The organism is Pedobacter sp. PACM 27299 (assembly GCF_001412655.1).
Lineage (GTDB): Bacteria > Bacteroidota > Bacteroidia > Sphingobacteriales > Sphingobacteriaceae > Pedobacter.
In genome coordinates this window covers 3174294-3187946 of the sequence record NZ_CP012996.1, presented here as the reverse complement: position 1 = coordinate 3187946, position 13653 = coordinate 3174294, and the positions used below count along the sequence as shown (strand labels likewise).

The window sequence follows — 13653 nt, the reverse complement described above, 5'->3', positions numbered from 1 at the left end:
CAGCGTTCTGGTTAGGTGGGGTGTATTCACCTAAGTAAGCCAAATCAAATTAAAGAAGGGGGTCAGCATGCTCAAGCAGAATACGGTTTAAACGTAATCAGCAGGGGTCAACATGCTCCGTTACAAAATCTTTAACAAGCCAGGTGGGGTCAGCATGTGCCGGAATGTCAGTAAACCAAATAAATGGCGTTACGATATCATGCGGTTATAAAAACAATACTGGGGGGTCAACATGCTCCGGAATATCCATAAGTAATTTCCGCCAGTATTACGGACAGGTAACATTAGATTTACAAACATTTGACACAAAAAACATAATAGTCATAGGAGGGAAAAATGGCTATGGAAAGACGAATTTTTTACTGTCAATTGTTTGGTGTTTGTACGGTGAGAAAATAACACAAATTGATGATAATTTTAATCGTGAAGTCCAAAAAGATCAGAATTATCAAAGATTCTTAAAGCAGTCGCTCAATTGGTTATCAAAAGACGAAGGTAATTTAGAATTCTCAGTGGAGGTTTTCTTAGAAGACATTGATGTACCAAACAATTTAAACATACCCGAGAATAAAGTCTCAATAAAAAGAATATTTAATTCCCAAAAAACTGAAGAATCTTTAAGTTTACTAAACATTGAAGGTCTGGAAATTTTTCAAGGAAATGAAGATAAAATTAGTTTCATAAACGACTTTATTATTCCTCTTGAAGCTGCCAAGTTTGTTTTTTTTGATGCCGAAAAAATCGCATCATGGGCTGAATTATCAACAAAGGAAGAAGGTAATGTACTAAATGATGCCCTTGGAAAGCTTTTAGGTTTAGATCATTTTGAAAGTTTAAAAGAAGATCTAACCTCCTATTCTAACAATTTAAGAAAAGAAGGTGCTGTTACTAATCTCAAAGAGCAAATTATAAACTCTGAAAGGTCCATAGAGCTTAACAAAAGTAAGATTGAAGAGATAGATATGAAATCAGCTCAAAATGAAAATGAGGTGAAGAATATGAAAGATAGAATCAAAGAATATCAATCTTATTTAAATCAAAATAGCAGGAAAGAGACAACCTTATTTAATCGGGATGACATTTTTAATGAACTTATACAGCTTAAACTTCGTAAAGAAGAATTAGAGAAAAGTTTCAATGAATTAAGTGAACTGGCTCCATTAGCAATGCTTGCAGGCAAAGTTGAAGAGGTAGTGGAACAACTAGCCTGCCAAGGCCAAGCACAAGCAGCCAACGAAAATAATGAACTACTAAAGAGAAGATTAGACAACTTTATTGAAAAGTTATTCAACAAACCACCAGAGCCAGAAGATGGATTAATGACCTTTAAAAATAAAGTATTTTACTCTGATAAAGCCCAAGTCTTGTTGAATGAGCTTTTTGATGTTCCTGATGAAAAAACAGATTTACAATTTGAGATAGATCTAAGCAATGCAGATAGAGAATTAGTATTATCTACATCACAAATACTTAAACAGCAATCAAAAGATCTATTTGAAATAACCATTTCGGAATTCAACTCAGTACAATTAGCCGTTTTTGAAAAGGAAAAACAAATAAAGGTAATTGATTCGGATCTAGAGGATGAGACTATATTAGAAATCATCACTCAAAAGGACGATACTGAAAGAAAAGTAGAAAAGATAATCGCAGAAAATGGAGCTCTGGAGAATCAAAAACATAAATTGCTAACGGATAACATTAGATTAAACCAACACTATAATCATTTACTTCAAAAAAGCAGTGGAAATCAATTAATAAAAAACAAAATATCAGAAGCAAATAAATACATTGAGGCGTTACAGATTTTCATTGACAATCAAAAAATTAGTAAAAAGGAGGCTTTGGCAAAAAACCTACTAGCTGAACTGAAAAAACTAATGCATAAAATGCAAAATGACAATAATGAATTTATTCAAGAATCACGAATTGATATTCTTCCCGATGGAAAAGGCCTAAGAATTTCAATTCTAGATTCCCAAGGTAGAGAGATTCCAAAAGAAAGCTTCTCTACAGGTGAGAAACAAATATATATATCCTGTCTTATTAAGGCCATATTAAAAGAGTCAATTCAAAGTTTCCCAATTTTTATAGATACTCCACTTGGGAGATTAGATCATGAGCATATAGAAAATATATTAAAAAATTATTATCCTGATCTATCTACTCAAGTAATTCTGCTAGCAACAAATAATGAAATTACACCTCGAAGGTATAATACAATACACTCAAAAGTTGCTAAATCATATTTAATAGTAAACGAGAATAAAAAATCAAATTTTAAACAAGGTTATTTCCAAAGTTATGAGAATCAGAATTAGCAAGCAAAATGACGAATCAATAAATAGGATAAAATCAATTTATAAATTCTCTTCTGAAGGAGTTGTTCCTCGTATGGCTTTTGCATACAGCTTACAATTAAACAAGAAATTTGATCTATCAACGGATACAATCCCTAGTTCAGACGGCAGAGACTTTAGAGATGACAAAGGTTTATTTGGAACAATAGTCGAAGGTAGATCAAACTATCCAATTTTTAAAGCAATTCTGGAAAAGCATTACAATGCGTCCTTATTTGAGGAAGAATTTAGTAAATTATTCAAATTACATATTAATGATGGGCTTAACCTTATAGATGAAAAATTAAAAAATTTAGATCTCACTTCTGGAGATCATACAAGTTTTTTAATGAGACTTGTAAAAAACGGATTCGATTTGCAATCTGGGACAGTTTCAGTATCAAATATTTTCAAGAAAACTATTCAGATTAAGGAATATAAAGATCCTATTTCATTTTTTATTGGAAAAACAGAAGACGGTGAAGACGTTGAAATAAACATAAATGATCTAAGAAAGTTTGACAATAGAAATATTGCTATTGCTGGGATGGCAGGCTCAGGAAAAACACAACTAATTAAAGATATAATCTACCAAATTTCTAAGAATTCTGGTAACCAACTTAAATACATATTTTTTGACTATAAAGGTGAAGGAGATGCATCGCAATTGAAACAATTCCTAGAAAAAACTGATTGTGAATTTGTAGATATACTAAATGATGGTTTCAATTTTAATCCTATGACCTCAATAAATCTACATGATGGGGATAGACAAAAAACATTTAGTGTAAAGGCTTTTGTAGATACAATTGCAACCTTTGTTCCAAACATGGGGGTTTCTCAAAAAAACATCCTTCAAACGGTAGTAAGTGACTTGTTAGAAAGTAAATCTAACGCATACCCTAATATGGCGGAATTATTTGACGCCATAGACTCTTATTACACATTTACAAAAACAAAGCCCGATACATTATTTTCAGCCATTAAAGATTTATCAAGTGGTATATTTTCAAATGAAATTTCGGAAAGTATAGTTGACAAAAGTATTTATCTTAATCTACCCCCGACCCTCTCAGATACGTTAAGGCAGTTATGTGTATTTCTTTTACTTAGATATTTTAACTTTTATTTCAGTTCTGCTAATGACGCTCTTCCAATTGATGATATAATGCCATTACGTTATGTAATTGTTATTGATGAAGCACATATATATCTCAAAAATAAAAATGCAAGAAAAGCTCTTGAAGATTTACTAAGACTTTTACGATCTAAAGGGGTAATAGTAGTAATGCTCTCACAAGGTGTCGAAGATTATAAAACAAAAGACTTTGATTTTGCATCACAAGTTAAGCTTCCTATTTGTTTAAATGTACAAAATAAAGATCCCAAGATAATTAAAACATTTATCGGTACTCCTAGAAGTGAACATAAATTGGCTAGCGAAATTCATAAATTAGAATCTGGATTTGGATTAATTCATTTAGATGAGCCAAAAACAATAAAAATAAGGCAATTTTGGAAAACTATTGAAAACGAATAACCCCGTCTAAATAAATGAGAATCATCGAAATAACAGTGATCTAAAAATAAATTATTTTATTACTTTTGTTATAGCATTTGCAGTAAAAACGTACAAATAAAAGGTGAGCGATTCGGTTAGTACCAATTTCAAAACCTCCCAGATAATGAATAAATGTTGATTTTCACACTAGGTGTGAATCCCAGCGGGATCACGAAAGCCTCACATAAATGTGAGGCTTTTCTGTTTAATTTTTTTTCCTATAAAAGTTTTATTTTGCCCTGAATAAGCTCCTGCTCTACCGGTATTTTTGCCTATGCTTTTGCCCGTTCAAAATAGTGCTTCGCCTTAATCTTATCTATATTTTTGCTGAGCTCTCCGAGCAGGATATAATAAAAATGGTTGGTCTCCAGCATTAACTTCTCCGCTTCAGGCAGCGCTACTGGATATTACGGTTCGAATAGTGCCAGCTATTTCGGTCTGTTAGTGCCAGCGATTACGGTTTAAATGATGCCACTTTAGTGGTTTAGTTTTTATCCATCTATCCGTTTTACGGTTCGAATTGTGCCACTTTAAAAAGATCAAGAAAGAATTACCTTATCGCTTTTAAATACAGCGATATGGCCAACAAACTTGATCCGATGGACTTAAAACAAATACTCACATTACATCTGGAGGGTTACAGTAACCGTAAAATAGGTTCTGTTCTCGGTATTTCCCGTAACACTGTCAATACCTATATGCAACTGTTTGCTGGTAGCGACTATTCATGTCAGGAGCTTCTGGGGTTTGATACAGTTGCTTTATCCGAACTGTTCTCATCACATACGACCCTGGACACCATTCGCCATAATGAGCTCATGCTTTATTTTGAGGGTGTAAACAAGGCCCGGAACCATCCGGGTTTTACCTTTTTGTATCATTATCAGCAATATGTTGAGCTGGCGGCAGAACCTTATAGTTACACACAGTTCCTTGAGCATTTCCGCCGCAAGTACCCTAAAGAAAAAGGGTCAATGAAACTTCAGCACTTTGCTGGCGAAGAAATGTTCATAGACTTTGCCGGTAAAAAGCTGCAGATCATCGATAAGCAGACCGGAGAGATTGTTCCCGTGGAAGTATTTGTAGCCATACTTCCCTGCAGCCAGTACACTTACGTTCAGGCATGTATGAGTCAGAAACGCGAGGACATGCTGTCGTGTTGTGCTGATGCCTTACGTTTCTATGGCGGATCGCCTAAAGCGATTGTATCGGATAACCTAAAGTCCGCAGTTAACAGATCGAGTAAATACGAAGCCGATATCAACCGTAGCTTTAAAGACTTTGCCCGCCATTATAATTGTGTCATCAACCCCACCCGCAGTTACGCTCCCCAGGACAAGGCGCTGGTTGAGAATGCGGTGCATTTGGTCTACCAGCGTATTTATTATCCTTTACGGGAAATGACCTTCTTTTCTCTGGAAGATCTTAACAGGGAAATTGCTGTCTTATTGGAGTGTTACAACAAGCTTTTGTTCAAACGAAAAGAATCTAGCCGTATTGAACTCTTCCAGAGTATTGAACGTCAGTATCTCAAAGAGCTACCGTCCAGTACCTATGAAATGAAAGACTATAAAAGGGCCAAGGTGCAGAAGATGGGCTACGCATATTTTTCTCCCGATAAGTGTTACTATAGTGTTCCATACCGGTATATCGGCAAGGAGACCATGATCCATTATACCAGGAGCCGTGTTGAGATCTATTATAACCATGAAAGGATTGCGCTGCATCAGCGCAACCTGAACAAGGGCAGCTATATCACCATCACAGATCATCTGAGCAGCACACATAAGTTCTACTCGGATTGGAGCCCTGAGTTCTTCAGGAAAAAAGCATTGCCGCATGGTGAATATGTTTTGGCATGCATAGAAAAGGTACTGGCCTCGCAGGATTACCCGGAAATAAGCTATAAGCGCTCTTTGGGCATTATTCATCTGAACCGTTCCTATGGCTCTGAGCGGCTCAATAATGCCTGTAAAAGGGCTCTGGCTACAGATAGTTGCTCTTATCTGCGTGTAAAGAACATCCTGAAAAATAATATGGACAGACTGCCCGCTATTGATGAACAGCCCGAATCCATAAAACCACATATCCCTCTTCACAGCAACATACGCGGTGCTTCCGCTTACCAATAAAGACAATCAAAAATCACAACAATGAATAATCAGACAGTTGAAAAACTACGTAACATGCGCCTTGGGGCGATGGCTCAATTACACCAACAGTATGTAAAGGAAAACAGGTTCGAAGGCATCACATGCGACGAATACCTGGCACTACTGACCGACCATCAGTGGGAAGACCGCGAGAACAACAAAATTGATCGGTTACTGAAACTGGCAAACTTTAGGCAGAACGCCAGTCTTGCCGATATAAACTATTCCAGTGAAAGAAATCTGGACAAGAACATGTTCGCACGACTTGGTACACTGGACTTTACAATGAGAAAGGAAAACATCATTATATGTGGTGCTTCCGGCACAGGCAAAAGCTATCTATCACAGGCTCTTGGGCATCAGGGATGTCTTACTGGAGTAAAAACACTCTATACAGTAACTGCCAGACTGATCAAAAAGCTGAAATTGAGCAAAGTTGACGGAACCTACCTCAAGGAGCTGGAAAAACTAACTAGAATGGATCTGCTAATACTGGATGACTTTGGCTTGCAAGCTTTCGATAATCAGGACAGGGAAACGCTGATGGATATTATAGACGATCGGCACGGTAAAAGATCAACTATAATCTCCTCCCAAATACCGGTATCGGCCTGGTACGAAATCATTGGTGGTGAAGGAACTATTGCAGACGCCATCTTGGATCGGATTGTAAACTCCTCTCACCGCATTGACCTGAAAGGTGAATCCATGAGAAAAGGAATATTGAAAAAGGAATAATCCCAGCTTTTTTATATAATTGTATGATCTTTTAAGTGGCACGGTTTGACCGAAATCACTGGCACCATCACTCCGAAATACCCAGCTACCTCAGCTCCTTTCGCCTTATACAGCGCAAACGTCCTATTGAGTGCAGCTCCAGGCGAGTAGCTAAACCATTAACAACTGGTTATAAAGTTGTAAAATCTCTTCCCATTCTCTACAGAATCTTTCTTTGTACAATGGCAATAAGCGATTCTGGCTTCCAGATGATAAGTAATGAGCTCTTCTCCAGTAACAGAAAGGCTTAAGAAATAAACACCTTTATGAATCAATTCACTATCCCAGGCATCTTCATCTTGCTGTTCATATAAAATCAACTCTCCTTCTTCATTTTGCCGGGCATTAAACCGGGACGAATGAAAAAACATTAAGGCAATTAAGGCATTTGTTTTGGGTCTATTTGTCTTTTCATATTCGGTAAGCAATACACCCAGTCGCAAGGCCTCAATACAGAAATCTTTTCTTAAGATCTGGTTCTGTGTCCGGGAATAGTATCCTTCACTAAAGAGCAGATAAATAATATGGAGTACATTATCCAGCCGTTTAACTAGGTCATTTTCGGTAGGAAAACCGAGTTGAATCTTCTCTGTGCGGAGCTTTTCTTTCGCCCTGAACAACCTCTTGTTAATCGTTTCCTTGTTCGAGAGGAATGCTTCGGCGATTTCATCAATTCCCGGTCGCTATAAAGCGGTGCTTCGCTCCAGGCATCCAGCAGAAAAATTCGTTGTGGATTCTTCCCTATGGCGATCAAGTCTTTCGAGTGCATATCCAGACAATAGGCACAGCCATTGATTTGTGATACCCGGTAATAGATTAAGTGTAAAGCTCTTGTTCAATTGTACATTTTGCCAGTTAAGCACCTACGCCATAAATTGCTCTCATCGCATTTTGGCCTTTTTCAAAGGCATTAATTTTCTGTTCTATGTGATTATTGTTTTATTTACACCATAATAATGCATGAGCTTATCAAAATTGGACAACCACAAGTAAAACAAATTCCAATACCATCTTATACTACTGATTATGAGATTGATAAGTTTAAATTGATAGTAATAATCAGTACTACCTGTTTTTGAGTATAGATTCCTTTGTAATAAAGCAATCAATAAGGGTCAATGTGATTAAGATTGATTTTTATGTATTTTAGAAATTAAGAAAACAACCTTTACAGACCTACAAAATGTCGTTCTGATCATTTGAGAATTGATATTACCTGATTAAAAAAAAACGTCTCAATAAATTAAAAAAATGATAACAAAAAACGACATTCTAAATCTTGAAAACCAGCTTTACGACGCTATGAAAAGTAGTAACGTAGAAATGCTCGACAAACTGCTGCACAATGATTTGCTTTTCATCGTCCCGAGTGGTGAAACGATTACGAAAGAAATGGATTTAGAAATCCTATCGTAATGGAAATCTAAAAATAGCTGAGCTTAGTCCAAATATTGAACAGCTAAATATTATAGATGATCTAGCTGTTATTACCCTGAAAATGAACTTAAAAGGAAGCTACAACAATCAACCCTTTGAAGCCCAATATAGATATATCCGCTTTTGGAAAAATTTCTCCGATGGGATAAAAATTGTGGGAGGAAGCGGTATTTCGATTTAACCATTAAGGTGTACTGTGAATTAATGATGTAAAACTTTCGGAAAAAAGGCAAAGTAATGAAATCGCAATAATGAGTATCTTTATCGTATGAAGTCTTTAATCACGCTCCTTTTCTGTATGGCCCTCATCAACAACAGTTCCGCACAACATCAAGCCATGAATTCACGCTATAAAAAACATGCCGGTCTGTATGGCAGTAATACAGGAATCAGCCTTTTTGAGGATGGCACCTTTCTACTGTACGGTTATGCTACAGGAGTATTTGGCAGATATTTTTTTGAAAAAGACTACCTCCTGTTCTACCCGGACAAGCAGGAACTATTTGAAGTCTTTGCTCATAAAAACCCTGCTTTAGGGGACAGCACAAGAATAAACTTCGTAGGCTTTGAAAGAGGCAGTAAGACCTTCGTTAAATTTGATCAGGACAGCACACAACAGGTATTCAATGAGGACTCCAATTGTTTTGATGCGCCCTTTGTATACCAGAAACAAGGTCGAATCAAAAATCTCATCTTATCCATTTTATCTGAAGCTTCTTCAAAACCAAATGGGGAGGATAAAAGTTCCTGGCATTATTCCAATGAATCCGGCTCCAATGATTTTATTTTAGTCCACAACACGCCCAAGCGCGAATATGAACATTTCTCTGCCATGATCAGTTCCAGTAAAAATGCTGAGGTCATCAAACTTTCCAATTACGGAGGAAATGAAGGTTATCAGAAACACGGTCCAGAGGAGAAGAAACAGTGGCAGGAGATCCTGGAATGGAAAAACCAATATGACCAATCAAAAGACCTGAAGAAAAACGCTCTGTATGCCAATAAACATTACCATACCTATCCAGAAATAGATACGGCCAAGTACAGGTATGACGCAAAATCCAATCTATATTCGGATCATTCCGATCAGGGAAACGATGCATATTATAAGCAAAACCAATATAATGACGCCAGACATCTGCGTAAATATTTAAAGCTCCAACCCTCCTCCAAAGACAAATTTATCGAGGGCAACTTAGCCAATAAAAGCATCTTCTTCAGCAGCTGTGATGAGGGTGCTGAGCAGTCTTATCATTATAATGGCTTCGAAAAATATGAGGAAGAAGACGGGAAAATTCCTAACTAAATCGCACCGTCCCGTTTTTCAATATCATGAACTGTTCGGTTATACTTGTCGTATATCATTTCAAAAGGCTCATAATTACGTGCTGGCTTCCAGTGTTCTGTGGTGGTCTGTGTATTTCCTTCAGTAAATGTTTTAGAATCTATTAAAGTCCCTTTTCTGCTGTCTTTAAATTCAAAACTAACTTTAGATCGTAAGTATTTTTCCAGCTGATCAGGCAGCGAGTTAAAGCTTACAGCATCACTTTTTATCCTTATTTTATGGTGTTTTTGCTGGTAAGGGAATAACCTATTTGGCCACCATGGGTTTTCCTTTTGAATACATATTGGTAATTCGTTGACAAAAATGATGTACTCAGCGTAATCTTCATTTCTGGAGTCGGAGTAAATAACGGTATCAATGCTATTCCATTTAATGAAACAAGAACAATCAAATAATACCATTTCGAAATGAATACCATCCGGACTGAAAGCCAATTGGTTTCTATTGGACGATACAGCTTTACCAGGGCCAAACCCAAATACGAACCCATATATCAAGAGAATTGGGATCATAATAAAAGCTCCAATAAGAATCCAGCCATAAAATGGAATCAGTTCAACTTTAAGAACTGCGAAATAAAGCAACACACATCCTATTAAAAAGAAAATGACAAGCGGAATAACAAAGATCAAAACAGGATTTTTTTCAAATATTCTCTTCATTAAATCTCAATTATTGAATAATCCACGTGTTTTTTGTCTCTGTATCCACTTCTTTAATGAGGTTAGGCAAACGGTACTTCCCATACATATTCGCTATCAACAATGCTGCTTCCGGCAGCTCAATTCCTATTGCAGATACATATAAAGGTTTTTTGCTCTCTCCTCTAAAAACTTCTTCTACATACTTGGTATTGCTGTAGAATCGCGATTTGGCTGCGCCAATTATAGGGATTTTTTTATCTAAACTATCATATAAGTATGCCCCTAAACCATATTTTCTTTCGTCATCTAAATAAATAAAACCGTCGATAATCAGGAGTTCTATTTCGTCCAGTGGAACATCCTTCAGGAATTCTAAAATACAGGGTAGCTCTCTTTTGTAAAATTCTCCAGAGACATAATCCTGTACATTTTCAACAATCTTTGAGGATTGTTTGAACACAACATCATCGGACCAATCTTCAAAAAAACCTCCAACTACCTTCGCTTCATTATTTTGATAAGCTACATCTATAATTAATTTCATTGACTTTATTTAATTTCTATTGATAAAAATCTTCCATCAATACGATTGCACCAACACTTCTGCTTAAATCTAGCAAATTTAACCCGCCTTCCGCAAATGTGGTCGATATTAGCCTCCTCTCGAATCCAGGGAATCACAAAAAGCCCCACGGAAAATGTAGGGCTTTTTATGCTGATACGGCGCTTTACTCCTATTGATTTAATCTTCCCGGCTCCCATCATCTGCCATTCGTACCATTTTAGGTGTGAATTTGGCAACCACATCTATCAGCTCTTTTTGAGCTTCCATCACCAGGTTGATGTCTTTATAAGCCATTGGCGCTTCATCTAATCCTGCACCGATTAGTGTGACGTTGTTGTTTTTCAATACCGTCCGCATTTCCTCTTTACTGATGCTTTTGAAGGCCTTTGAGCGACTCATTTGTCTGCCGGCACCATGAGAGGCTGAGTTAATCGCATCAGCTATACCTTTACCTCTGACCAGGAATCCTGGTGCGGTCATTGATCCCGGAATAATTCCCATGACTCCTTTTCCTGCTGGTGTAGCACCTTTTCTATGGACAATCACTTCCTCACCATTCCAGTTTTCCTTCCAGGCAAAGTTATGGTGGTTTTCGACCTTTGCGAGGACTTCTGCCCCTATCGCCTTAGTCAGTTTGTGATGAATCACTTCATGACAGGCGGAGGCATAATCACCGGCTAAATTCATTGCCAACCAATATTCCAGACCAGCTTCCGAGTTGATGTCCAGATAGGCCAGGTTAGCCGCTTCAGCAGGTAACTTGCAGTTTTCTTTAGCAAGCTTCGTATAATAACCGGCTACAGTTGCCCCAAAACCGCGAGATCCGGAATGAGTTAACAGCGCCAGATAGCTACCTTTTTCAATATTCAAAACCTCGTCTCTCTTTTCAAACTCAATAATACCCCATTCCACAAAATGGTTTCCACCTCCGGAGCTTCCCAATTGTGAGTAGGCTTTATCATGAAGGTTCTTGATAAAAGGTGTTAAATTAAACTCCTCCCTGCTTAATACCTCATGATCTGATTTATATTGCCCTTGAAATCCATGTCCAGCACCAAATTTGGTATGAGCAATCAGTTCTCTTTTAAATTTCGCTTCATTTTCATGAAAGTGAGCAGCGGAGATCTCAAATATGGAAAGTGCCATTCGACAACCGATATCAACACCCACGCCATAAGGAATAATCGCATTTCGTGTGGCCAAAACGCCGCCAATCGGCAAGCCATAACCTTGGTGGGCATCAGGCATTAAGGCCCCTGCAGCAGTTACTGGCAGGCGCATGGCAATGTTCATTTGTTTTCTTGCACCCTCTTCAATATGCTCAGCTCCATATAAAGTATAAGGCAGGGCGTTTTCCATTAAGGAGATCTCAGGCTCGATCTTGTTTTCTTCAATAATTTCAGCAGCCAGCGTTTTCATAATTGGATCATTTAGGAAATCAGCTGGCTGATCTTTTACTGTCCTAAGTAGTGTTTTGACCTCCTGAATTGATAGGTCTGGTAAATGTGTCGCAATAGCCAGCGCAATACCAAGTATTTTCCCTGGTGTATAACCTGCTTCTAACAAGTCATTTCCGTTTATTTTTGTTGTCATTGTTTCTTAATAAAAATCTTTATTTTAATGATAGGACCTTACCTATTTTACAAATATTTGTTTCAACTGATCAACGATCTGCCCGCTGCCGGACAAGCTGATGGTGTTGATCTTTTCTGCGATCTTTTCTACATATTCCATTTCTTTCAATTTGTAGAGCATCGCATTGTCTTCCATCAACTTTGCCGTATTTAACAAACTTCTGGTAGAGGCCGTTTCCTCTCTACGTGTGATTAAATTGGCTTGTGCTCTTTTCTCGGCAATTAAAACCTGGTTCATAATTTCCTTGATATCCCCTGGTAAAACGATGTCTTTGACCCCGCAGTCTATCAATTTCACCCCTAAACCTTCCGCTTTAGCTGCACAAATTTTCAAGATGCTTTCAGAGATCTTATCCTTGCTTTCCATCAGTTCATCAAAAGTCAGCTTTCCGACGGTTTCCCTTAAACCCAATTGAATGCTGACGTACAATTGCTTGTCAAACTCTTTATTTTCCAATAAAGCTTTCATCAGATCCGCAACCTTATATTGCGCATTGAAGTTGATGCGCAGCTGCGCCTTGTCCTTAGTCAGGATCTCCTGTCCGATGATTTCCATATTCAATTGACGCATGTCTGTTTTTAAAACCTGGATCACAGTGCTGTTCTTCCAGAAAATGTAATTGCCTGGTTTCATTACTTTTTCAAAATTCCCCTCCACCATTAACAATCCAGTTTCATAATTTTCAACTTTGAAAACCCTGATGAAAGCTGATAGCTGTGGCTTTTCTATGGTGTTTTTATCGATCTCCGCTGCAATTTCATAGTTATCCAAATTGGCTGTCACAAATGAATATTTGTTTAAACCTTTCCAGAACGCATATTTCCCTGCAGTCAATACTTGTTTGAAATTCTTATTTTGATAAACCAATACCAATTCATGGTCTGCCACCTCTATGGTAGTCACCAATTCTTCAAAATCTTTGTTTAATAACAAAACGTCCAGTTCTGAGGCAAAGAATGTTTTTGCCATATCGTAAGTGCTGACTGATTCTCCAAATCCCAACCAATGGTTTCCGGCAGTCAATACACGTTTAAATTCATTTTTTCTGTAAACCAACCCTACAGTGTTGGTATTGATCATTACTCTTTTCATATTTTAGTTTTTTGTGGGTTGCTATAATTATTTCTTATTCTTTTTAATAAAGCACGTTCGAAAGACATTCGTCTGTTTCATGCGGAGGTATAAATGATACTCGGT

At 37.3% G+C, this 13653-nt stretch carries 13 protein-coding genes; 7 read left to right on the top strand and 6 right to left on the bottom strand.

Annotation, left to right across the window (positions count from 1 at the left end):
- The first annotated feature begins 164 nt into the window (after positions 1 to 164).
- The 4 genes from dndD to istB all read left to right on the top strand — a co-directional run bounded on the left by dndD (position 165) and on the right by istB (position 6791).
- The gene (gene dndD, locus AQ505_RS13430; RefSeq protein WP_062548657.1) at positions 165 to 2321 is read left to right on the top strand and encodes a DNA sulfur modification protein DndD; all 2157 of its coding nucleotides are present in this window, start codon (positions 165 to 167) and stop codon (positions 2319 to 2321) included.
- Positions 2305 to 3879, top strand: a complete 1575-nt coding sequence (locus tag AQ505_RS13425) for a DndE family protein (protein WP_062548656.1) — start codon at positions 2305 to 2307, stop codon at positions 3877 to 3879. Before dndD ends, AQ505_RS13425 begins: the two co-directional genes overlap by 17 nt.
- A gap of 599 nt (positions 3880 to 4478) precedes the next feature.
- Positions 4479 to 6032: an IS21 family transposase gene (gene istA, locus AQ505_RS13420; RefSeq protein ID WP_062547707.1), complete on the top strand. Its 1554-nt coding sequence runs from the start codon at positions 4479 to 4481 to the stop codon at positions 6030 to 6032.
- Positions 6033 to 6053: 21 nt separating this feature from the next.
- Positions 6054 to 6791 (top strand): IS21-like element helper ATPase IstB, encoded by a 738-nt coding sequence (gene istB / locus AQ505_RS13415; RefSeq protein ID WP_062547708.1) that lies wholly within the window; start codon positions 6054 to 6056, stop codon positions 6789 to 6791.
- 158 nt (positions 6792 to 6949) lie between these two features.
- Here istB and AQ505_RS26380 read toward each other — a convergent pair whose 3' ends face one another.
- The gene (locus AQ505_RS26380; protein WP_062548655.1) at positions 6950 to 7450 is read right to left on the bottom strand and encodes a DUF6596 domain-containing protein; all 501 of its coding nucleotides are present in this window, start codon (positions 7448 to 7450) and stop codon (positions 6950 to 6952) included.
- Positions 7381 to 7599, bottom strand: a complete 219-nt coding sequence (locus tag AQ505_RS26935) for a hypothetical protein (protein ID WP_231634865.1) — start codon at positions 7597 to 7599, stop codon at positions 7381 to 7383. Before AQ505_RS26935 ends, AQ505_RS26380 begins: the two co-directional genes overlap by 70 nt.
- Positions 7600 to 8081: 482 nt before the next feature.
- Between AQ505_RS26935 and AQ505_RS26930 the strand changes: the two genes are divergently transcribed.
- From AQ505_RS26930 to AQ505_RS13400, 3 genes are all read left to right on the top strand, one after another.
- Positions 8082 to 8246 carry a nuclear transport factor 2 family protein gene (locus AQ505_RS26930; protein ID WP_231634864.1) on the top strand — a complete coding sequence of 55 codons (165 nt, stop codon included), beginning with the start codon at positions 8082 to 8084 and terminating at the stop codon, positions 8244 to 8246.
- 13 nt (positions 8247 to 8259) lie between these two features.
- Complete coding sequence (locus AQ505_RS27245) at positions 8260 to 8448, top strand: nuclear transport factor 2 family protein (protein WP_335338006.1); 189 nt, start codon at positions 8260 to 8262, stop codon at positions 8446 to 8448.
- An 87-nt stretch (positions 8449 to 8535) separates the two neighbouring features.
- The gene (locus AQ505_RS13400) at positions 8536 to 9573 is read left to right on the top strand and encodes a hypothetical protein (RefSeq protein ID WP_062548654.1); all 1038 of its coding nucleotides are present in this window, start codon (positions 8536 to 8538) and stop codon (positions 9571 to 9573) included.
- Here AQ505_RS13400 and AQ505_RS13395 read toward each other — a convergent pair.
- The 4 genes from AQ505_RS13395 to AQ505_RS13380 form a co-directional block, all read right to left on the bottom strand.
- Complete coding sequence (locus AQ505_RS13395) at positions 9570 to 10274, bottom strand: hypothetical protein (protein ID WP_062548653.1); 705 nt, start codon at positions 10272 to 10274, stop codon at positions 9570 to 9572. The two genes, AQ505_RS13400 and AQ505_RS13395, sit on opposite strands and share 4 nt — an antisense overlap.
- A gap of 10 nt (positions 10275 to 10284) precedes the next feature.
- Complete coding sequence (locus AQ505_RS13390; RefSeq protein WP_062548652.1) at positions 10285 to 10800, bottom strand: endonuclease V; 516 nt, start codon at positions 10798 to 10800, stop codon at positions 10285 to 10287.
- Positions 10801 to 10998: 198 nt separating this feature from the next.
- Complete coding sequence (locus AQ505_RS13385) at positions 10999 to 12414, bottom strand: RtcB family protein (protein WP_062548651.1); 1416 nt, start codon at positions 12412 to 12414, stop codon at positions 10999 to 11001.
- A 42-nt stretch (positions 12415 to 12456) separates the two neighbouring features.
- On the bottom strand, positions 12457 to 13548 hold the full coding sequence (locus AQ505_RS13380) for a slipin family protein (protein ID WP_062548650.1): 1092 nt from the start codon (positions 13546 to 13548) through the stop codon (positions 12457 to 12459).
- Positions 13549 to 13653 lie beyond the last annotated feature (105 nt).